This is a genomic window from Domibacillus sp. F004 (assembly GCF_057814295.1).
The window spans coordinates 194,598-216,452 of the sequence record NZ_JBVATB010000001.1 but is presented as its reverse complement, the minus strand read 5'-3'; the positions used below and the strand labels follow the sequence as shown (position 1 = coordinate 216,452).

Below are 21,855 nucleotides of genomic sequence, written 5' to 3'. Positions count from 1 at the left end.
ATCAATTGTAAGCAAGGAGCGTTAAAATATCATATCCATCCAAATTCACTCGGCCATTCAAATACTCTAATTCAATTAAAAATGCAATACCAGCTACAATACCGCCGAGCTGTTCAACAAGTTTAATCGTTGCCTCAATCGTACCGCCTGTCGCAAGTAAATCATCCGTAATCAGCACGCGCTGGCCGGGTTTCACTGCATCTTTATGAATAGTCAATACATCTTTTCCATACTCAAGGCCGTATTCTACTTTGATCGTTTCACGCGGCAATTTTCCCTCTTTCCGAACGGGAGCGAAACCAATACCAAGAGAGTACGCTACCGGGCAGCCAACGATAAAGCCACGTGCTTCCGGACCAATCACAAGATCAATTTCTTTTTCACGTGCATACTCAACAATTTGATTTGTCGCATAACGAAATGCGTCACCATTTTCCATTAATGGTGTAATATCTTTAAATTGCACGCCCGGCTTTGGCCAATCTGGCACTATTTTAATATAGTCTTTTAAATTCATCTTTCTTGTTCCCCCCTTAATATGAAGCAGGCTGCTTGATCCATTCATCAATCACATCTTTCAGTTCACGATAAGATGAATATAGAAGCTTCTGTTCTAGCTTATATTGTGTCTGCTTACGGTTGTATGATGGTGATTCAGTTAAATCACGCTTTTCTGCCCCTTTTTGCAGCTCAATCTTTCCTTCGTTTATTTTAACAAATCCAAGTTCCAGAAACACTTTTGACATGAAACGAACCGCATCATAGGACCAGCCTTGCCTTTTAGCGAATACATCACCTTGATTTTTCACATCAAATGCTTCTCTTTGAAATAAAAAGGCATAATATCGTTTAAAATGATCACGTGTGGGCATTGTACTAAAAAAGTGCCCTTCACGGCTATTGAAATGAGCATAAATACGAGCCGGATTTTTCCCACTGAGAAGAGCTTGAATGATCGTTTCATCTTCCGGTAAATCGATGAATACAACATTCTTTTCATCAATTGACAAGGCAGCCGCTTCGGCAATCGTCGTCAACGTGTAAATCGATGGATCTGCTGTTTTTGTTTTCGTTGAAAAGGCTATGCCGATTCGTTTTTCCGGTACATCGGCATACCAATTTGAAATCGGCTGGCCACCGCGCATATCAAACAATTGACAGTCATCCACGCGCATATCACGAAGCATCAGCTGTGGACGGCGCATATGATTCCATTCGTTGATTGATAGCTCACCGATCACTGAGACGTTGGACGTTTTAGCAATTTGATCCGCATACTCGCCCATGCCGAATCCAACACCGTCAATCGTCTGTCCCTCTCGTTCCAGTGCTACTTTTAAATGGGTTTGACTTGCTCCAATTTTTTTCATTGTTGCTAATTTCGCATCTTTAATAAAGAAAATCGGCTTTGGATTATTCACACCAAACGGTGCTAATTTTTGCAGCTCTTCAATGCCCTGTACAGATATATCGCCTATATTTGCTTCCGCATCAACATTCACAATAGGTGTAAAGTCTTCTTCGGTTAATGTGTCCTTTGCAATTCTCACCATTCTTCTGCGCAGTTCATCTACATTCTCAATTGATAAGGTCATCCCGGCTGCCATAGGATGGCCGCCAAAGTGAGGCAGAATATCACGACAAGCTGATAAGCTTTGGAACAAATCAAATCCTTTAATACTGCGGGCTGAGCCTTTCGCAATACCTTTTTCACGATCAAAGCCTAGCACGATCGCCGGGCGATAAAACGTTTCCGTCAATCGTGATGCGACAATACCGACAACACCTGGATTCCAGCCTTCTTTGCCTACAATAATGACTGGAAATTGATCAGCCGGAAAATCACGGTTCACAATGTCAATCGCTTCTTTCGCCATTTCGTTCACAATGGACTGCCGTTCTTTGTTCACTGCATCAATTTCTTCTGCGAGCATGAGCGCTTCATCCATATCCTCGGTCATCATTAAATCAACGGCGGGTCCAGCATCATCTAAGCGTCCCACTGCATTAATCCGTGGTCCGATCATAAAGCCGACTGTTTCTTCACTAATTGTAGACTGTTCTGTCCCCATTTGTTGACACATGGCAACGATTCCCGGACGTTCAGATTGGCGAAGTACTGCCAGTCCTTTTTTCGCTAGTAATCTGTTTTCCCCATTTAAAGGCACAAGATCGGCAATCGTGCCGATCGCTGCAAGATCCAATAATTGCTCCGGGACATATCCATACAGTGCATGTGCGACTTTAAATGCAACACCAACTCCCGCTAAGTAACCGAATGGATAAGATCCATCGGGATGTTTTGGGTGGATAATGGCAAGTGCTTCGGGCAACTTGGGACCCGGTTCATGGTGATCGGTAATGATTAAATCAATGTCAATTTCTTTTGCTACTTGCGCCTCATGAACAGCTGAAATACCCGTATCAACTGTTATAATTAAACCGAACCCACTTTCTTTTGCATTGCGGAAAGCCTGTTCATTCGGTCCATATCCTTCTGTAAATCGGTTCGGTATGTAATACTCTGCCTGAATGCCATAATCGCGAAGAGCTGTCAATAAGACAGCAGTACTGCTTACACCGTCGGCATCATAGTCACCAAAAACGAGAACAGGCTCATTTTGTTCCTTCGCCTGCTTTATTCGGTTCATTGCTTTTTCCATATCTTTTAATAAATATGGATCGTGAAAGGAAACACCTTCTTCAAATAAAAATGTTCGTGCTGCTGAAACGTTATCAATCCCCCGGCTTAAAAGCAATGAAGCCGCAAGTGGACTTACCTTGATTTCTGCGGCAAATGTTTCACTTTTTTGCCGATCGATATCCTGAACGATCCAGCGCATTTTCGATTTCAACATAAATTTCACCTCATAACTCTCTCATTATACGGCGCACTTTCCCAATTGACAACAATGAGAAAAAACCGTTGACATAACGGCTTTTCAGTCGTTTGACAACGGTTTTTTATTCAACACTCCCGGATTAAACCGAAGTTGAATTCACTTTAGAAAAATCCATTTTACGCTGTTCAAGCTTTAATTCATGCATTTCTTTTTTCAACTGTTCATTTTGACGGATGATCTCTTTATTTTGATGTTTTAACGCCATCATCCGGAACATACTGAACATAAATATCGCAAGCCCTCCCATTAAAACAGCAAATATAATAACAAGAATAAGCGGCCACTGTGCTTGTCCAAAAAAATAGTTCACTGTGACAGGATCAACATTCATAACAGCAAAAATAGCAATAATGAGTGCAAAAATTAATCCTAGAATAAATGTTGTTTGCGTTTTCATCTTCTCCCCTCCCCGTACTCCTTTCTTTTCCCAATTTTGTATGTATTTAAAACATAAAAGCCGCTTTTTTAAAATAAAAAAAGCGAGGGCAGTTCATTCCCCTCGCTTTTTTGCTTATACTTGAAGCTCATCTTTATTCGTATTTTTTTCTTTATACGTAATAAGCTTTCCTTTTTTCTTCAATTCTTTCTTTTTCCAAATGAGCCACAATTGAGCAGCGATAAAGATGGATGTATACACCCCGCCTATTAAGCCAACAAACAAAGCAATCGAGAAGTTCAAAATAGCCGAACTGCCAAAGATAATAAGCGCGATAACTGCAACGACAACCGTTAAAACTGTATTGATTGAACGGGTCAACGTTTGGCGTAAACTTTTGTTTACAATCTCATCTAGTTCTTCTGGTTTTTTAATGACTCGTTTTTTCGTCATATTTTCGCGCATTCGGTCAAAGGTCACGATCGTATCATTGATCGAGTAACCAACAATCGTTAAGACAGCCGCAATAAATGTAATATCGACTTCCAGGCGTGTTAAGCTAAAGAAGGCAATGATGAAAAATACATCGTGTAAGAGCGCCAAAATCGCAGCCAATCCCATATAAAGTTCAAACCGAAAAGCAACATATAAAATGATGCCTAACGCTGCAATAAGAAGCGCGAAAACGGCATTTTTAGCGAGTTCCTTTCCGACTACCGGTGAGACCGTGCTAATATTTGGTTCTGTACCGAAGGCTTCCTTAAACTGTGCTTTCACTTCCGCAATTTCGGTTTGAGTGAGTGCTTCTTTAAACCGGGCAGAAGCAATATTATTTTCTTCTCCGCCAATCGTCACATTCGCATCATGTCCAAGATCTTCAAGCTCAGTCTGAATAACTTGTTCTGTTATCGGTTTATCGGCAAGCAGTTCCATTCGTGATCCACTTGAGAAATCAATCCCTAGATTCAAACGGAAAATACCGAGCACGACCATCCCGGCAATGATAGCTATGGCAGACGCAGCAAACAATTTTTTATGAGGTTTAACAAAATCAATTTTATCGAAGCGCGTTGGCAAATCAAGTGCGTCATACCCTTCACTAATCGGATGAATATCTGATTTTTTCACTCCGAATAATCCAGGTTTGTCTTTCAGCCAATTGCTGTTTACAAGCAAACCAAGCAGAACACGCGCACCCCAGATTGCTGTAATAAAGCTGACTAAAATACTAATAATAAGTGTTGTCGCAAATCCTTTTACCGAACTTGTCCCAAAATAAAACAGGACACCGCCAGCCAAAAGTGTTGTAAGGTTTGCATCCACAACGGTTAAGAACGCATTCTTGCTGCCTGTCTGAAAGGCTGAGCGAATCGACCGGCCAATTTTTATTTCTTCACGAATTCGTTCAAATGTAATAATGTTCGCATCTACAGCCATTCCGACTCCAAGAATAATCGCTGCGATCCCAGGCAGTGTTAGAACGGCGTTTATCAATTCAAAGAATAACAGTGTCAGATAAAGAAAAACAGACAATGTGATAGCCGCAATAACACCAGGAAGCCGATAATAGAAAATCATAAATAGAAAAACGAACGCAATCCCAATAATACCAGCAAAAATCGTTTGATCTAATGCTTGTTCACCGAATTGGGCTCCAACAGATGTTGAATAAATTTCATTCAGCTTAACCGGTAATGCACCAGCATTCAGCATTGCCGCTAAATCCTGTGCTTCTTCCACCGTAAAATCACCTTCGACGGTGACATCCGTTGTGTTAAATACTTCTTTTACATTTGGTGCAGATAAAAATTTCGGGTCTTCTTTTTGAATTTCAGCTGCGAAAGAATCGGTTCCTTCTTCAAAATCAAGCCAGATGACAAGCTGATTATTGGGTGCCATGGCGACGATTTTTTCCGTAACCTCTTTAAATTTCCCGCTGTCTTTTAGCTTAATAGCTACATTGGGCTGACCTGTTTCTGTAAAAGACTGTACAGCGCCGCCTTCGGCAAGGTCGGATCCATCCATCATTAATGTATCATTTATATCACGAAACGATAGATTTGCCTGGGTAGACAGCATGCTTCGTGCCTGATTCTGGTCTTCTACACCAGCCAGTTGAACCCGAATTCGGTTCCCATCCTCCACTTGAATGCTCGGTTCACTCACCCCGAGGCCGTTAATTCGTTTATCAAGTGCTTCTGCTGTATCCGCTACAACGCTTTCCGTAATCTTTTGCCCTTCTTTTGCAGGCTGTACTTCATACAATACTTCAAACCCGCCCTGCAAATCCAGACCGAGTTTAATATTCTTGACGATATCATTTGCTGTACCGCCCATCGTGCCAAACAAGACAAGCACGACGAGGAGAAACGCAACGATCCGGCTCCGCTTTACCATATCAATTCCCACTCCTTAATTTATGTAAAAAAATAATTGATTAAAAAAATTCCGGTAACGAACACCAGAATTCATCAGCACAGTTCATTATGAATGAGAAAAAAGAGACTGTCAATTTACTCACTTTTTTTGCGCGGTTCAAATAATTTTGTCATTTCTTCCTCTGAAAGTGGTGTATCCCATTCGAGTGATTTGTAAGCACTTACTTGTGTGAAATTCATATAATCACCTGGCTTCACGGCTAGTATATCTGAAACCAATTTTGAGACCGCCGGCTCTTCCTGCACAGCTTTCCATTTCTTTTTCGTTAAATAATGCCAGAGCGTTTGTAAACTCACTGTCTCATAATCAAATAACTTAAATTCTTCTACTTTACTAACCAATGCCGGTAAAAGCTTTCGGTAATATATATCATACGGATGTTTGTCCATCACTTATGCCCCCCTGTCATGCTCGTCCCTCTTTGTACATATATCTCATTATACAATATTTTCTTCATAATTACTTTTCCAGAAAAGGCGGTGGCACATTGTCATCATTTATAAAAGGAACGATGTGGCTGGCAGGGGCCATTTTTTTCGTCAAAATACTTGGTTTCGTGAACAGAATGATCATCGCCCGTTTAATTGGCGAGGAAGGGATCGGTCTGTATATGGCCGTATTCCCTGCATTTATTTTAACCGTCACAGCTGTTCAGTTTGGATTGCCTATTGCTGTCACAAGAAGTGTGGCAGCTGCTGAAAATGATCAGCAGCGAAAACACATTTTAATGAGTTCTCTTTTTTTCACCTTATCGCTTGCATTCATTTTCACACCGCTTCTTTGCTTGCTTGCACCCTATCTTGCTGAAACGCTTTTTCAAGACAAACGGGCTGTTTATCCTCTTTATGCGATTGCGCCATCTATTCCGATTATTGCCATTTCATCAATCTTGCGCGGTTATTTTCACGGAATGATGAATATGAAGCCTGCTGCACTGTCACAATTGCTAGAGCAGGTCGTACGAATTGCCCTTATTATCGTTTCTGGGCGCATCCTTCTGCCATATGGAATTGAATATGCAGCTGCCGGCGCAATGGCCGCTGCTTCTGCCGGTGAACTGGCTTCTCTTTTTTATTTGCTTGGGGCTTTTCGTTCAGATTGGCGAAAGCTACGCAAATGGCCTGGCAAAAGAACAAATCGTCGTTTGACTAATGAACTGGCTGAAACCGCTCTTCCAGCAGTTGGAAGCCGGCTAATCGGATCTGGCGCCTGGTTTTTAGAACCGATCGTCGTTGTCAAAAGTTTAGCCATTGCCGGACTGACAGCAGGGGCTGCAATGAAGGAATATGGAGTGTTAACGGGCTATGCCCTCCCGCTTATGTTTTTGCCCTCTTTTTTAACACTTGCACTGTCTTCTTCACTCGTACCAGACATTAGTGAATCATTCAGTAAAAAAAAATACAGTGCAATTGCATGGCGCATTAATGAATCTTTGCGATTTTGTCTTTTTTCAGGCGGCTTTGCGGTAATTGTTTTGTTTTTATTTTCAAAACCGCTCATGTCCATCATGTATCATACTGAAAAAGGCGTTGATTTAATTCAGCTTATGGCCCCGTTTTTCCTTTTATATTACTGTCAAGGACCTCTTCAAGCTGTCCTGCAAGCCTTAAATTTGTCCCGTGCTGCAATGCTCAACAGCTTTTTTGGTAATGCGGTAAAATTATGTGTCATATTTTTATTTGCTAAGCAGCCTCAGTTTGGCATTACCGGGGCAGCTATCGGCGTTGCATCAAGCATTGTGCTCGTTACACTTCTTCATACAGCATCTATGCTAAAAGTGGTTCCGATAAAATTAGATTATGGCCTTTATATAAAAATGGCGCTCCTCATGCTCTTTACATATCTTGCGATGGACGCAGTGACGCCATTTTTATATACAACACCTATCCTCCACCTTTTAAGCGGCATCCTTGCTTGTTTCATTATGTATGTATTTGGTGCAGCGGCTCTCGGTATTTTCAAGAAGAAAGATATATCCACACTGCTATTTTGGCGTTCTTAATAAAAACAGCCTCCAGAAGCAATAGCTCTTGGAGGCTGTTTTTCAATTAAATAGTCCCTTTATCTACAACTTCACGTATAGATGCACGATCATACGTTAAACGGGTGCCATCCCCGCATACGATCACGATCGTTTTTTCATCAGAGGTTTCGATTCTGCCGTGAAGTCCACCAATCGTGACGATTTTGTCCCCTTTTTGCAGGTTGTTTTGCATTTCTGCCACATGACGCTGACGTTTTCGCTGTGGACGGATCAACAGGAAATAAAACAGCGCAAACATAACAATTAATGGTAAAAATTGCGATAGTTGGTTCAAATTCTTTTTTCACTCCTTTCCAAAAACATGTAGACGTCAAAAGTTTTTTGCATCCGGACGGTTAAAACCGTATTGTTCAAAGAACTCTTCACGGAAATCACCAAGCCGGTCCTCTCGGATCGCTTGACGTACGTTTTCCATTAAGTTTACCAGAAAATGAAGATTATGATAAGTGGTAAGTCGAATTCCAAACGTTTCATTGCAATGAAGGAGGTGACGAATGTACGCGCGTGAATAGTTTTTACATGTATAACAGTCACAATTCGGATCAAGCGGACCGAAATCGCGCGCGTATTTTGCATTTTTAACGACAAGACGGCCTTCGCTTGTCATCAATGTACCATTACGGGCAATGCGTGTTGGCAGCACGCAGTCAAACATGTCAATACCACGTATCGCCCCATCAATTAATGAATCAGGTGAGCCAACACCCATTAAATAACGCGGTTTGTCTGCCGGCAAGTGCGGCGTTGTGAACTCAAGCACGCGGTTCATGATATCTTTCGGTTCGCCAACGGATAATCCACCGATCGCATAGCCGGGGAAATCAAGCGATACGAGATCGCGCGCACTTTGACGACGAAGTTCCTCGTATTCTCCACCTTGCACAATACCAAATAGCCCTTGATCCCCGGGACGCTTATGCGCAGTTAAACAGCGTTCCGCCCAGCGAGACGTGCGTTCAACTGATTTTTTCATGTATTCATATTCAGCTGGATACGGGGGGCATTCATCAAATGCCATCATAATATCAGAACCGAGCGCATTTTGGATAGCCATTGCTTTTTCCGGAGATAAGAACAACTTGTCTCCGTTTATATGATTACGGAAATGAACACCCTCTTCTTCAATTTTCCGAAATTCACTTAATGAAAACACCTGGAAGCCGCCAGAATCCGTTAAAATGGCACCATCCCAATTCATAAACTTATGAAGTCCGCCTGCTTCTTGCACAATATCATGACCTGGTCGAAGCCACAGATGGTATGTGTTGCTCAATAAAATGTTCGCACCCATTTGTTTAATGTCTTCCGGTGACATTGTTTTGACTGTTGCAAGCGTACCTACCGGCATAAACACGGGCGTTTCAAAGCTTCCATGCGGTGTATGGACACGGCCTAAGCGTGCACCTGTCTGCTTGCACGCTTTAATAAATTCATATTTAATAGCTGACATCCTCTATCCCACCTTTCAAATCAATAATGAGCATCGCATCACCAAAACTAAAAAAACGATACTGTTCTTGTACGGCTTCCGTATATGCATTTAGTACTTCTTTTTGTCCTGCAAGCGCACTGACCAACATAATAAGCGTTGATTTTGGTAAATGAAAGTTCGTAATCATCCCATCAATGGCACGAAATTCAAATCCCGGATAAATAAAAATATTTGTCCAGCCGCTTGATTCTTTTACAGCACCATGATCGCGTGCTGCTGTTTCCAGCGTTCGGACAGAAGTAGTCCCGACAGCAATCACACGTCCGCCCTTCTCTTTCGTTTCACGAACCGCGTCTTCCGTCTGTTTTGAAATCATATAATACTCCGCATGCATATCATGTTCTTCAATCGTATCCACTGATACCGGACGAAATGTACCAAGACCAACATGCAATGTAATAAACTCAACACGCACGCCTCTTATTTTTAAATCATGTAATAGCTGTTCTGTAAAATGCAGTCCTGCCGTCGGGGCAGCAGCCGATCCGCGCTCTTTTGCATAGACAGTCTGATACCGATCTTTTTCCTCTAGCTTTTCTTTTATATAAGGGGGAAGCGGCATTTCGCCAAGTTCCTCAAGCACTTCATAAAAAATACCCTCATATTCAAAGCGAAGTATACGGCCGCCGTGTTCTTTTTCAGCTGTGCATACAGCGCGAAGTTTTCCATTACCGAATGAAATGACGCTTCCTTCTTTAATTCGCTTCGCTGGTTTTACAAGCGTTTCCCATCCATCTTTTTCTTCCTGTTTTAAAAGAAGGACTTCAATATTTGCACCCGTTCCTTCTTTTACACCATGAAGACGGGCGGGAAGCACTTTCGTATCATTTAAAATAAGCAAATCGCCTGGTTTCACATATTCAACAATATGTTTAAATATGTCATGATGTATGTTGCCCGTTTGTTTGTCCAGTACCATCATTCTGCTTGTTGCCCGTTCTAAAAGCGGTGTCTGCGCAATGAGTTCTTCCGGTAAATCAAAATCAAAATCTTCTACTTTCATGTTCACACCTCTAATTATTTCCATTTTCCAACTAAATAAAAAATAAGTGACAGTACAATGCTTGCAACAATTGATGTGACAATTGGAAAGTAAATAGTCGCATTTTCTTTCTTAATGATAATATCGCCGGGCAGCCGGCCAAGCTTTGTAAATTGCATCAACATACCGAGGACAAGCAGAACAGCTCCAATGATCATGAATAGTTTGCCCATTCCCGTCATTGTGCCGGTATCTCCATATGAAAATGTTCATAGGCAGCAGGCAGTGCTGCACGTCCACGCGGTGTTCGTTGTAAAAAGCCGATTTGTAATAAATATGGTTCGTACACATCTTCAATCGTTGTTGATTCTTCCCCGATACTGGCTGCTAGCGTATCAAGTCCAACCGGTCCGCCTTTAAAACGGCTGAGAATGGTCGTGAGCAGCTTATGATCAATATGATCAAGCCCAAGCCGGTCGACCTGCAAAAGTTCAAGGGCTTCCTTTGCTTTTTCAAGCGTAATATTCCCATCACCGCGCACTTGTGCATAGTCACGTACACGCTTTAACAAACGGTTGGCTATTCGAGGCGTGCCACGTGAGCGGCGTGCCAGTTCTTCCGCCCCTTCTGCTTTGATCGTTGTACCAAAAATATCAGCAGTCCGCAGCACGACAGCTGTAAGCTGCTCCGTTGTATAATATTCGAGACGGGAATGAACACCAAACCGATCACGCAATGGTGCAGACAGAGCTCCTGCACGCGTCGTTGCACCGATAAGTGTAAATGGGGGCAAATCAAGTCGGACAGAACGCGCTTCCGGTCCTTTGCCAATCACAATATCAAGACAAAAGTCTTCCATCGCCGGGTACAACACTTCTTCTATTGAACGCGGCAGACGATGAATTTCATCAATAAACAGCACATCACCCGGTGCAAGAGCCGTTAATACAGCCGCTAGATCACCCGGTCGTTCAATAGCCGGTCCCGATGTTGTCCGAAATCCGGCACCCATTTCGTTTGCAATGACGGCTGCCATCGTCGTTTTCCCGAGTCCCGGCGGTCCATATAATAACACGTGATCCAGTGTTTCTTCTCTTTTTAAAGCTGCTTCAATAAAAATAGACAAATTTTGTTTTACTTGATCCTGCCCAATATATTGATTTAGTGTTTGCGGACGGAGTGACTGCTCTTCAAACCGCTCATCGGCTCCGGCGCCGCCTGAGAGTACACGATCCTCTTCCGGCATATGGATTGCCTCCTTTTGTCGCAGATTAATGGACAGTAAGACCTACTTTAACACGTAAAAAAATTGAAATTTGGTAAGAGGAGACAACTGCCTGCAAAGACCCGATTGGTTTAGGCCAAGACTGAGCTTGTTCACTCCATTATTGCAAAGAAAGGATGCGGTGTTCTTTATCACGGGCCTCTTTACTCAGTCACGGCTAGCCAAACATAGCCGATGACCCCCGTTCTACCGGTCCAAACCTCACAGTTAGAAAATTCATTTTATCCAAGTAGCAGCTGTAGTCCTTTTCGGATGTATTCATCCGTTGACATCCTGCTTTCCTTTCCAAGACGTGGGGAAATCCGTTTAATTTCCCGTGCAGAATAGCCAAGTGCTTCAAGGGCGAGAAGAGCTTCTTCCAACTCTGTATTCCCCGGCACTGCGGCAGCCGTTTCTTTTTCAGGCTGAAATAAACCTGAAAGCCCATCCATTGTCACACCATCCAGTTTCCCTTTTAAATCAAGAATCATCTGGCGCGCTGTTTTTTTGCCGACTCCTGGAAACTTCATTAAATACGGTTCGTCTTCCCGTTCAATAGCGCTCACTACATGTGATGGCTCACCTGATGCAAGTACCGCAAGCGCTCCTTTCGGTCCGATGCCCGAAACGCTGATCAGCTTTTCAAACAGCCGCTTTTCCTCTGATGTCATAAACCCAAACAAAAGCTGCGCATCTTCCCGCACATGATGGTACACATAAACCGTCATAGTGGTTTGTTCATATTTGGAAAACGCAAATGGATTTGGCGTTAACAGCCTGTATCCCATTCCATTGTTTTCAATCACAATGTATTCTGGTCCGATAAATGAAATAGAACCTTTTATGTACTCGTACAATTTTTTGTCTCCTTTAAACACGATTCGTTCATTCTATCATACCATACACAAGCTAAAAAGGAAACGTTTGTTCCATCAATATTCAGTTCGCTTTGTAATACTCATCGACAGCCACCACTAATGCTCCCATCCGTTCATGCTCTGGTGCGACGATACGGGTGACTCCATGCTCATTTAACGTTCCTGTCGTCACTTTACCAACAGATCCAGCGACGGTTATTTCATTAAATGCTTTTGCCAAATCAGCTGATAAATGGCGTTTTTCTGCTTCTTGAAACAGTACACGTACTTGCGGAGTAGCAGTAAATAGTACGGCTTCGACTTTACCTGTGATCACCTCATCAACAAGCTGAGTGACGATTGCTGGATTCGGAACGGTCGTTTTATAGGGCAATACCCGAATTATATTTGCTCCTTTTTCAGCCAATGTATTTTCAAGGGCAGGGACTGGTTCTCCATGCAGCTGCATAAAAATGCTGCGGCCGCTAAATGAAATATCTCGAAGTGCGTTAAGCAAACCCGCATTCGTTCCATCCCCATCAACAATTTCAGGTGTAAATCCGTACTTCTTCAACGCCTGTACTGTTTTATATCCACGGCTAGCAATCCGTGATGTCCCAATAACCTGTATGAATTCATCAAGCATTCCAAGTGATTCAGCCGCTTCAAATAATGTATGAGTACCAACACCTGTTGTAAAGATGCTCCAGTCCGTTCCATTTTGTCTAACTGACTCAATAGCTGCTTTCATTTCTTCCGGTGTACATTTGACCGTTTCTTGCAGCGGACGTTCAAGCGGAATGCCCCCTTTTTTTTCAACCATCGTACTCATTTCATTCATTTTCCTTGAACCTGTAATAGCCAGTCGCTTCCCATGTAAGTTCCCCATCTTTTCTCCTCGCTTCTCTTTTCTTCTAATACTATCTTTTTCACTTTCTTTTTTCCACAAAAAGACGGCTCAACCTATTGTTGAACCGCCTGTTCGGTCATTCCTTATTCGGTTTTTTCAAAATACCTAGCAGGACAGCTGTCACGAAAGATCCGATTATGACAGCTGCGAGATAAAGAAATGGATTGCCTTGTACAATTGGGAAGACGAAAACTCCCCCATGCGGTGCCTGAAGCCCGATGCCAAACATCATCGTCAGCGATCCAGCTACAGCCGAACCGACAATTGCTGATGGAAGAACACGTGCCGGATCTTTGGCCGCAAATGGAATCGCTCCTTCTGTAATAAATGAGAGTCCCATAATATAGTTTGTTTTACCCGCTTCTTTTTCTTGTGTTGTAAATCTTGATTTAAAAAATGTGGTTGCAAGAGCAATCCCTAACGGCGGAACCATACCACCAGCCATAATCGCTGCATGCGGGGCGTAGTTTCCTGCATCGATCATCGCAATACCAAATGTGAACGCCGCTTTGTTCACTGGTCCGCCCATATCAACAGCCATCATACCGCCAAGAATGGCGCCAAGAAGAACAAGGTTGCTTGTCCCCATATTGCCAAGTACTTCAACCAGCCACGTATTCAATGCACCAACTGGACCGTTAATAACATAGATCATGATAATTCCAGTAATAAAAATACCGAAAAGCGGATATAAAAGAACCGGCTTAATTCCGTCAAGTGACTGCGGAAGACCGCTAAACAATTTCTTTAAACCGACAACGGCATAACCAGCAAGGAAACCAGCAATTAAACCGCCGAGGAATCCCGATCCGCCACTCGCCGCTAAAATACCGCCGATCATCCCAGGTGCAAGGCCTGGACGATCCGCTATACTCATCGCAATGAAACCCGCTAATACAGGAATCATAAGCGCAAAGGCACTGCCGCCGCCAATATCAGAAAGGGCTTTTGCAAACGCATTATAAGATGGATCATCTGGATTCACTGCATCGATACCAAATGCAAAAGAAAGGGCTATTAAAATACCGCCGCCGACAACGAACGGAAGCATGGCAGATACACCGCTCATCAAATGTTTATAAAAAGCATTTCCTGCTGATCTATCATTTGATGCAGGAGATGATGAACCGCTCCCTTGATACACTGGCGCATCTTGCTTCACTGCACGTTCAAGCAGCTCGTCTGGATTACGGATCCCTTGAGCAACTGGCACTTGAATGACATGTTTACCTTTAAAACGGCCCATCTCCACTTGCTTGTCGGCCGCTACGATGATTGCTGTTGCGTTCGCAATTTCATCATCTGTCAGCGCATTTTTCACACCGCTGGACCCATTTGTTTCTACCTTTAATTGAATATTTTTTTCTTTCGCTTTTGCTTTTAACGCATCCGCCGCCATATACGTATGCGCGATGCCGGTCGGACAGGCTGTCACAGCTAGAACAGACGGTGCATCCGCTTGAACAGGTACAGCTGTTTCTTCTTCAACAGGCGCCTCTTCACTCGATTCAAAGGCATCGATGATGTCTTCTTCTGTGCGCGCGTTCATCAGTAGTTGGCGAAATTCGGGATCCATTAAGAAAGAAGACAGGCTCGATAATGTTTCGAGATGGGCTTCATTTGCGCCATCTGGAGCTGCAATCATAAAGAATAGATGGGCAGGCTGTCCATCAAGTGATTCATAGTCAATGCCTACTTTTGAACGGCCGAATGCGACCGCTGCTTCTTTAACAGCAGCTGTCTTTGCATGTGGAATCGCAATACTATCACCGACACCAGTGGTACTTTGTGCCTCCCGTGCTAAAATTGCTGCTTTAAAGACGGCACAGTCGTTCAAGCGGCCGGCTTGATCTAATTTCGCTGCGAGTTCATCGATAACAGAAGCTTTATCTGTTGCTGAAAGGTCCAGGATCATCGTATCCTTTTTCAATAAATCAGTAATTCTCATTTTGATCGTCCCTCCTACCCTGCTTTTACTATCTTCACACGGCTATAGATATCTTCTACTTCTTGTTTCGTACATAAATCGTCAGAGAATGCCGTTGCACTGCCGGCTGCAACGGCCCAGTGAAATGCTTCATGCGGCGGGAGACCGGCATCCGTTTTCGCCATAAACGCGGCAACCATTGAATCGCCGGCCCCGACTGTGTTTTTCACCTTCCCTTTCGGTGATGCCGCAAAATAAACCGATTCATTATTAACAAAAACCGCTCCAGCACCGCCCATGGAGACGATGACATTTTTAATGCCGCCAACGACCAGCTTTTTCGCCATAAATGCTGCTTCTTCTTTCGTATGGACTTCTGTATTAAATAGTTCGCTCAATTCGTAATGATTTGGTTTAATAAAAAATGGGTTGTAGGGGAGTAATGCTTTCAATGCTGCACCGCTCGTATCCACGACGACACGTGCCCCTTTTTTATGTGCAGTGTCCATTAATATTCCTGCATAATCGGCTGGAAGGGACGATGGAACGCTGCCGCCAATATGAAACCAATCATGCTCTGTCAATTCTTCCGTCAGCTGCACAAGTCGATCGGACTCTTCTTCCGAAATAACTGGAGCCGGCCCATTAACTTCTGTTTCGATGTCTGATTTTAATTTTACGTTAATGCGTGTGATACCACTAACGGATATAAATCGATGAAAAACACCTTCACCGTCTAGTTCATTTTTAATAAAATCACCTGTAAATCCGCCCGCAAACCCGACGGCGCACGTCTCGCTTCCAAGCCGCTTCAACAGGCGTGACACATTGATCCCTTTCCCGCCGGCATATAAATCGGCGCTTTCCGATCGATTTAAGTCACCTGTCTGAAAGTTCTCCACCCGCACAACATAGTCGACAGCTGGATTTAACGTACACGTATAAATCATGTTAACGCCTCCTTAATATCCGTTTTTTCTATGAAAAGCCGTCTTGTTTTATCCGTTAATTTATCTGTCAAAATGACCGCTTCATCCAATTCAGCAATATGTGCAAATGCACTTTCCTGAAACTTCGATGCATCTGTTACAACAAACGGCTGTTGTGCACGTTTAAGTGCTTCTTTTTTCACTGCCGCTTCTTCTGGATCCGGTGTTGTATAGCCTGCCGTCAGGTGAATACCGTTTACGCCAACAAACGCTTTATCAAACCAATATTGCTGTAAACTATGAACAGCACCGGTACCGGTTAAGGCTTTTGTCGATTCTTTCAGTCTGCCTCCTGTCCCATATGCTTCAATTCCCCGTTCAGCAAGCTGTTTTAAATGATCAAATCCGTTCGTTACCGCCACAATATTTTTTGCTTGAATGTAAGGAATAAGGGCTAATGTGGTTGTACCTGCATCTATGAAAATACAGTCATTGTCTTCGATGAGGGATGCAGCAAGACGGCCAGCTGCACTTTTTTCTTCAGTAAAACGAGTCTTTTTTTCATCCATTGTCGGTTCTATTCGTTTCCTCGATACTTTTGCTGCACCGCCATGAACACGTCTGAGCAGGCCTGCATCTTCTAAATCGGTCAAATCTCGGCGTATCGTCGATTCCGAGGCCCCTGTCGATTCAGTCAATTCATGAATTTTAACTACTTCTTTTTCTTTTAAAGAGTTTAATATGGCCAAACGACGCTCTTCCGTCAACACTGCTTGCCTCCCCCTTTTCTTTTTATTTTCTTCTATTATAAAATCGCTTTCATAAAAAATCAATCATTTTCAATCAAATAAAATCAAAAACAATCAATTTAGTTCAAAAACAATCAAAACGAACATATCATTCTTGCATATTGATTGTTAACCATAAAAAAACCGATGAGCATATGCTCATCGGCTTCTTTTCTATATTAATATTAAGGTGAAACCATGCCGCCTGCACCTGCTGAGTTCAAATCTGGCTGTACTTGAATGCCGTCTTTTTTATCGGTTCCACTTTCTCTGATCGTTTCCCCTGGCTGTTTATCTGTCACAGCGATAACGTTTATCCCATGTTTCGAAAGAGCATCTTTTAACTTAGATTGAATATCACCTGAAATTTTCGTTTCATCAAATGTTAATTCGGCATATACAGTTTTCATTTTACGGCCTCCTCTAATGCTCATTTAAAAGCAGTATTCCCTTTAAATGTGCATTTAAACAAGAGAAAAGACGCACATACCGCGCGTCTTAAGTTTCACTTTATCGATTGCAGTATGGACAATGCGGCATCATGTGCGGAAATCCATGTGCCTTCTTTTCTTCTGCCTGTTCCTCCATCATGTGCGGAAATCCATGTTCCTTCTTTTCTTCTGCCTGTTCCTCCTCATGCTCTGTTTCCATCTCATGCATATAAGGCATTACATGAGGCATTGGGTACGGCATCGGAAAAGGCATCGGGTAAAAATAGCATGGCATCGGTGGACATGGCATCATCATCATTTCGTGCTCATATCCCTCTTCAGCAGGAGAAGCTTCTGGAACAGGCTGTGTCATCCACTGTTCTGGCATTGTGAATCCCGGCATTGGTGGACATGGCATTGATGACATCGGTGGACATGGCATCGGTGGACATGGCATCGGTGGCATCTGTGACTCTGACATCGGCGGGAGCGGCATCGATGGCATCTGTGATTCTGACATCGGCGGGAGCGGCATCGACGGCATTGGCGCTTCTGACATCGGCGGGAGCGGCATCGATGGTTCCTTCATCTCATCCATTTCCGGCTCTAGTTCCGGCGGACGGCCATTCGGTTTTTCATTCGCATATGGATGCTCACTGCCCTTAAATGGAGGCTCACTGCCCTTAAATGGACGCTCACTACCCTTATTATGACCGGCACTGGCCGTATCAGGCAATTTAATTTTCATACCCGGTACAATCATATCCGGATTCGCTAGATGAGCGTTTAGCTTTTTTACTTCTTCATATGAAACGCCGTACTTTTCAGAAATTGACCAGAGTGTATCACCGCGCTGAACAATATGGATTTTCATTGTTTCCCTCCTCAATGAGCATTCAACATATTGTATGCGCCCGGTAGCCCACTGTGCCGAAAAATTGTCAGTTTGCCCGTGCTAGCATCCGGTCAAGCGACATCTTTGCCTGTAAAGCTGTTTTCTCATCTACTTTAATAATATTGCCTTTTTCGCCTGCCATAATCGTTTCGAGCGACCAGAGCAAATGTGGCAAATCAATTCGATTCATCGTCAAACATGGACACATATTTGGATTCAGTGAGATAATGTCTTTATCCGGATGATTCGCAATAATCCGTTTCACTAGATTCATTTCTGTTCCAATTGCCCAGGCTGTTCCAGGTTCTGCCTTTTCGATTACATCAATAATGTATTTTGTGGATCCATTATCATCAGACAGTGCCACTACTTCCCGCCGGCATTCTGGATGAACAATGATGTTCATGTCCGGTCTCGTCCGGCGTAGTTCTTCAATATTCGAAACAGTAAAGTTTTCATGAACAGAGCAGTGCCCTTTCCATAAAATAACTTGAACGTCTGCGATATCTCCTTCATATTCAAGCGTGTCTGTGATCGGATTCCAAACCGCCATATGGTCAAGTGGCACACCAATGTCAAATGCCGTATTCCGACCAAGATGCTGATCCGGTAAAAATAAAATACGTTGTTTTTGCGTAAATGCCCATTCTACCATCGAGCGTGCATTTGATGATGTGACGCATGAACCGCCATTTCTTCCAGTAAATGCTTTAATAGCAGCGGTTGAATTCACGTACGTGAGCGGAATGATTGTATCACCAAATGTTTGCTGAAGAATCGTCCAAGCCCGTTCAGTTTGATAAATATCCGCCATATCCGCCATTGAGCACCCCGCACGCATATCAGGCAAATAAACCGTTTGGTTGTCATTTGTTAAAATATCAGCTGTTTCCGCCATAAAATGTACACCGCAAAAGACAATGTGCTCTGCTGCCTGGTTCGCAGCGGATACTTGTGCTAACTGCAATGAATCCCCAATAGCATCAGCAAATTGAATCACTTCATCCTTTTGATAATGGTGACCTGGAATGAACAAGGCAGAGCCCAGTTCTTGTTTAATCTCATGCACTCGCTGCTCCATTGCTCCCCGTTCCATATGCCGGTATATTTCCGGAAGCATTCCCTCACTCGTCTTTAACAGTTCATTTAATGCCATTTAAAACAGCTCCTTTCATGTCCACTCTTGCGCTTATATCTAGTGCTTTCACTGAATGCGTTAACGCACCGAGAGAGATCCAGCCAACACCCGTTAACGCATAGTCACGTATATTTTCAATCGTAATTCCTCCGGACGCTTCTGTTGCAATATGCGCCGGTACAATCGGTATCCATAATTTAATCTGTTTAGGTGTGCAGTTATCAAACATGATAATATCTGCCCCTGCTTCCACTGCTTCTATCAGCTGCTCTTTCGTTTCAATTTCCACTTCAATTTTCATCGTATGCCCACAAGCAGCACGTGCTTTTTCTACAGCACGGGTAATACTTCCAGCAAAAGCAATATGATTGTCTTTTAGCATAACAGCATCATATAAACCAGTGCGATGATTAAAGGCTCCACCTGTTCTCACCGCATATTTTTCTATCATCCGCAAGCCCGGCACCGTTTTTCTTGTATCACAGACACGTGCATTCGTTCCTTCTGTTTCTTTTACAGCCTGCGCTGCCGCTGTTGCGATACCCGACATCCGCTGCACAAGATTTAATATGACCCGCTCCCCAGCTAGCAGCGAGCGCATTGAACCTTGAATACGAGCAATCACTTCACCTTGCTTCACAACGTCCCCGTCTTTTTTCAAAACGGAAACCTTGATATGTTCATCGACTAACCGATATCCTCTTTCGATAATAGCTCGTCCGCAAAAAATACCGGTTTCTTTCGCCGTAAATGTAAAAGATCCTATTTCCTCTTCAGAAAAAATGCTTTCCCCTGACACATCCCGGTCGCCAATATCTTCAATAAAAAATGCTGTAAGCAGTTGATCGAGTTTGATTCCATTCATGTTCTCCGCTCCTTACCGATAGTTTTCCTTTTTCAAGCATTACCCAGCTTTGTCCCCACTGCTCTTTCGCTTCTGGAAAATCCTCTCGAATATGAGCGCCCCGTGTTTCGTTACGCTCAAGTGCTGATCTTGCAATTAAGTACGCTGTTGTATGCATAAACAACCGTTCTATTGCTGAAACAGACAAATGACTGATATCTCCGCTCGTGTTTTCAACAACCTTTAAACAATCTACCAGGCGATTGAGCCCTTCTTTCGTTCGCGTAATACCTGCGTTTTCCATCATCAGCGCCTGTAATTCATTTATTTCAAAAAGAGGAGGTACTGTAAGCGGAAAAGCAATGGCTGCTCTTTTTTTATTCTGTACGTTTTGATCACAAGACAAGATATACTCGGCCATCCGTTTTCCAAAAGCGATGCCTTCTAAAAGGGAATTGCTTGCGAGCCTATTGGACCCATGCACACCTGTACAGGCTGTTTCCCCGACTGCGTATAAGCCTTTAATCGACGTTTTCCCTTGCGAATCCGCCTTTACTCCTCCCATTAAAAAATGGCTGCCAGGTGCAACGGGGATGAATCCGTCTTTTATATTGATTCCATTTTTGATACACAGCGCAGTAATTGTCGGGAAGAATTGTTCAAAATGATCAATCATGGATATATCAAGAAAAACATCATGGCCATTTTTACGTGCTTTGTACAGCTCAAACGCGGTAATATGCCGTGGAGCAAGATCTTTCATCGGATGAACGCCAGCCATAATACGACGTCCGCTTTCGTCCACAAGCACTGCTCCTGCTCCGCGGACCGCTTCTGATACAAGCCCTTTCGCTTCGTCATTTACATATAAAAGAGTCGGATGAAACTGGACGAACTCCATATCTGTCACAACAGCACCTGCACGATAAGCAAGCGCAATCCCGTCACCCGTCAGTGTTTTCCTATTTGACGTAAACGGATAGAGTGCCCCTGCTCCGCCTGTTGCCAGCACCGTATGACCTGCTTCATATGTGTGTACCGTCCCATCAACCGTTTTCGTTTTCACACCTGTGCATCTTTCATTTGACACGATAAGTTCAAATGCCATTTCCTGTTCCACAATGCGTACATTATCCGGCATAGACTTTAATAAATGCTCGATTGTCATTTTTCCCGTCGCATCACCGCCAGAATGAACAATCCGATGTTCGCTATGTGCCCCTTCTAAACCGAGAGATAGCATGCCCGTTGAATGGCGGTCCGCTGGAAATCCCTCCTTTAAAAGCTGTTGTACACTATGTGCCCCTTCTTCTACAAGCTGCTCGACAGCAGACAAGTTATGATGATGTTCCCCTGCCTTTAATGTATCTTCTATATGAGAACGGTACGTATCATTTGTGGACATCACAGCAGCGATGCCTCCCTGTGCATAATACGAATTACTGTCCTTGATCGTTGACTTTGTGATAATAATCACATTTAATTGCGTTGCTAAATATTTGGCTGCCTGCAAAGCGGCAATGCCTGACCCAATAATGACGACCTGTGACGTAAATTTCATCGCTTACCCTCACTTTACAGTTGTCTTGACACCTATCTTCACATAAAATAAACAATATGACAAGATTAAATTTAC

Annotated in this window: 21 protein-coding genes; 1 reads left to right on the top strand and 20 read right to left on the bottom strand. The window is 43.3% G+C overall.

Going from position 1 to position 21,855, the window contains the following annotated elements:
- Nucleotide 1 precedes the first annotated feature (1 nt).
- The 5 genes from ACZYRN_RS01160 to ACZYRN_RS01140 all read right to left on the bottom strand — a co-directional run bounded on the left by ACZYRN_RS01160 (nucleotide 2) and on the right by ACZYRN_RS01140 (nucleotide 6,107).
- Nucleotides 2-517, bottom strand: coding sequence for an adenine phosphoribosyltransferase (locus ACZYRN_RS01160; RefSeq protein WP_488909671.1), 516 nt, complete (start codon nucleotides 515-517; stop codon nucleotides 2-4).
- Between the two features lie 16 nt (nucleotides 518-533).
- Complete coding sequence (gene recJ / locus ACZYRN_RS01155; protein ID WP_488909670.1) at nucleotides 534-2,858, bottom strand: single-stranded-DNA-specific exonuclease RecJ; 2,325 nt, start codon at nucleotides 2,856-2,858, stop codon at nucleotides 534-536.
- A gap of 124 nt (nucleotides 2,859-2,982) precedes the next feature.
- Nucleotides 2,983-3,300 (bottom strand): LapA family protein, encoded by a 318-nt coding sequence (locus ACZYRN_RS01150; RefSeq protein ID WP_488909669.1) that lies wholly within the window; start codon nucleotides 3,298-3,300, stop codon nucleotides 2,983-2,985.
- A 114-nt stretch (nucleotides 3,301-3,414) separates the two neighbouring features.
- Nucleotides 3,415-5,676: a protein translocase subunit SecDF gene (gene secDF, locus ACZYRN_RS01145; protein ID WP_488909668.1), complete on the bottom strand. Its 2,262-nt coding sequence runs from the start codon at nucleotides 5,674-5,676 to the stop codon at nucleotides 3,415-3,417.
- A 116-nt stretch (nucleotides 5,677-5,792) separates the two neighbouring features.
- Nucleotides 5,793-6,107, bottom strand: coding sequence for a post-transcriptional regulator (locus ACZYRN_RS01140; protein WP_488909667.1), 315 nt, complete (start codon nucleotides 6,105-6,107; stop codon nucleotides 5,793-5,795).
- Between the two features lie 98 nt (nucleotides 6,108-6,205).
- Here ACZYRN_RS01140 and spoVB point away from each other — a divergent pair, with 98 nt between their 5' ends.
- Entirely contained in the window at nucleotides 6,206-7,720 is a 1,515-nt protein-coding gene (spoVB, locus tag ACZYRN_RS01135) for a stage V sporulation protein B (protein ID WP_488909666.1), read from the top strand.
- A gap of 46 nt (nucleotides 7,721-7,766) precedes the next feature.
- On the opposite strand, the gene yajC is transcribed toward spoVB, so the two are convergent.
- The 15 genes from yajC to nadB form a co-directional block, all read right to left on the bottom strand.
- Nucleotides 7,767-8,000, bottom strand: a complete 234-nt coding sequence (gene yajC, locus ACZYRN_RS01130; RefSeq protein WP_488910513.1) for a preprotein translocase subunit YajC — start codon at nucleotides 7,998-8,000, stop codon at nucleotides 7,767-7,769.
- A 72-nt stretch (nucleotides 8,001-8,072) separates the two neighbouring features.
- Nucleotides 8,073-9,212 (bottom strand): tRNA guanosine(34) transglycosylase Tgt, encoded by a 1,140-nt coding sequence (gene tgt, locus ACZYRN_RS01125; protein WP_488909664.1) that lies wholly within the window; start codon nucleotides 9,210-9,212, stop codon nucleotides 8,073-8,075.
- A complete protein-coding gene (gene queA / locus ACZYRN_RS01120; protein ID WP_488909663.1) occupies nucleotides 9,199-10,257 on the bottom strand; it encodes a tRNA preQ1(34) S-adenosylmethionine ribosyltransferase-isomerase QueA in 1,059 nt (352 codons plus the stop codon). The genes tgt and queA overlap by 14 nt, the downstream gene beginning before the upstream one ends.
- A 14-nt stretch (nucleotides 10,258-10,271) precedes the next feature.
- Nucleotides 10,272-10,478, bottom strand: a complete 207-nt coding sequence (locus ACZYRN_RS01115; protein ID WP_488909662.1) for a DUF2905 domain-containing protein — start codon at nucleotides 10,476-10,478, stop codon at nucleotides 10,272-10,274.
- Nucleotides 10,475-11,482, bottom strand: coding sequence for a Holliday junction branch migration DNA helicase RuvB (gene ruvB, locus ACZYRN_RS01110; protein ID WP_488909661.1), 1,008 nt, complete (start codon nucleotides 11,480-11,482; stop codon nucleotides 10,475-10,477). The genes ACZYRN_RS01115 and ruvB overlap by 4 nt, the downstream gene beginning before the upstream one ends.
- 260 nt (nucleotides 11,483-11,742) lie before the next feature.
- Nucleotides 11,743-12,357, bottom strand: a complete 615-nt coding sequence (gene ruvA, locus ACZYRN_RS01105; RefSeq protein ID WP_488909660.1) for a Holliday junction branch migration protein RuvA — start codon at nucleotides 12,355-12,357, stop codon at nucleotides 11,743-11,745.
- Between the two features lie 82 nt (nucleotides 12,358-12,439).
- Nucleotides 12,440-13,246: a uroporphyrinogen-III synthase gene (locus ACZYRN_RS01100; protein WP_488909659.1), complete on the bottom strand. Its 807-nt coding sequence runs from the start codon at nucleotides 13,244-13,246 to the stop codon at nucleotides 12,440-12,442.
- A 97-nt stretch (nucleotides 13,247-13,343) separates the two neighbouring features.
- Nucleotides 13,344-15,215, bottom strand: a complete 1,872-nt coding sequence (locus ACZYRN_RS01095) for a PTS fructose transporter subunit IIABC (RefSeq protein WP_488909658.1) — start codon at nucleotides 15,213-15,215, stop codon at nucleotides 13,344-13,346.
- A gap of 14 nt (nucleotides 15,216-15,229) precedes the next feature.
- Entirely contained in the window at nucleotides 15,230-16,144 is a 915-nt protein-coding gene (gene pfkB / locus ACZYRN_RS01090) for a 1-phosphofructokinase (RefSeq protein WP_488909657.1), read from the bottom strand.
- On the bottom strand, nucleotides 16,141-16,893 hold the full coding sequence (locus ACZYRN_RS01085; protein WP_488909656.1) for a DeoR/GlpR family DNA-binding transcription regulator: 753 nt from the start codon (nucleotides 16,891-16,893) through the stop codon (nucleotides 16,141-16,143). Before ACZYRN_RS01085 ends, pfkB begins: the two co-directional genes overlap by 4 nt.
- Before the next feature lie 203 nt (nucleotides 16,894-17,096).
- Nucleotides 17,097-17,321, bottom strand: coding sequence for a hypothetical protein (locus tag ACZYRN_RS01080; RefSeq protein WP_488909655.1), 225 nt, complete (start codon nucleotides 17,319-17,321; stop codon nucleotides 17,097-17,099).
- A gap of 100 nt (nucleotides 17,322-17,421) precedes the next feature.
- Nucleotides 17,422-18,216, bottom strand: coding sequence for a LysM peptidoglycan-binding domain-containing protein (locus ACZYRN_RS01075; protein WP_488909654.1), 795 nt, complete (start codon nucleotides 18,214-18,216; stop codon nucleotides 17,422-17,424).
- A gap of 67 nt (nucleotides 18,217-18,283) precedes the next feature.
- Nucleotides 18,284-19,393 carry a quinolinate synthase NadA gene (gene nadA, locus ACZYRN_RS01070; RefSeq protein WP_488909653.1) on the bottom strand — a complete coding sequence of 370 codons (1,110 nt, stop codon included), beginning with the start codon at nucleotides 19,391-19,393 and terminating at the stop codon, nucleotides 18,284-18,286.
- Nucleotides 19,380-20,240, bottom strand: coding sequence for a carboxylating nicotinate-nucleotide diphosphorylase (nadC, locus tag ACZYRN_RS01065; protein ID WP_488909652.1), 861 nt, complete (start codon nucleotides 20,238-20,240; stop codon nucleotides 19,380-19,382). The genes nadA and nadC overlap by 14 nt, the downstream gene beginning before the upstream one ends.
- Complete coding sequence (gene nadB / locus ACZYRN_RS01060) at nucleotides 20,194-21,780, bottom strand: L-aspartate oxidase (protein WP_488909651.1); 1,587 nt, start codon at nucleotides 21,778-21,780, stop codon at nucleotides 20,194-20,196. Before nadB ends, nadC begins: the two co-directional genes overlap by 47 nt.
- Nucleotides 21,781-21,855 lie beyond the last annotated feature (75 nt).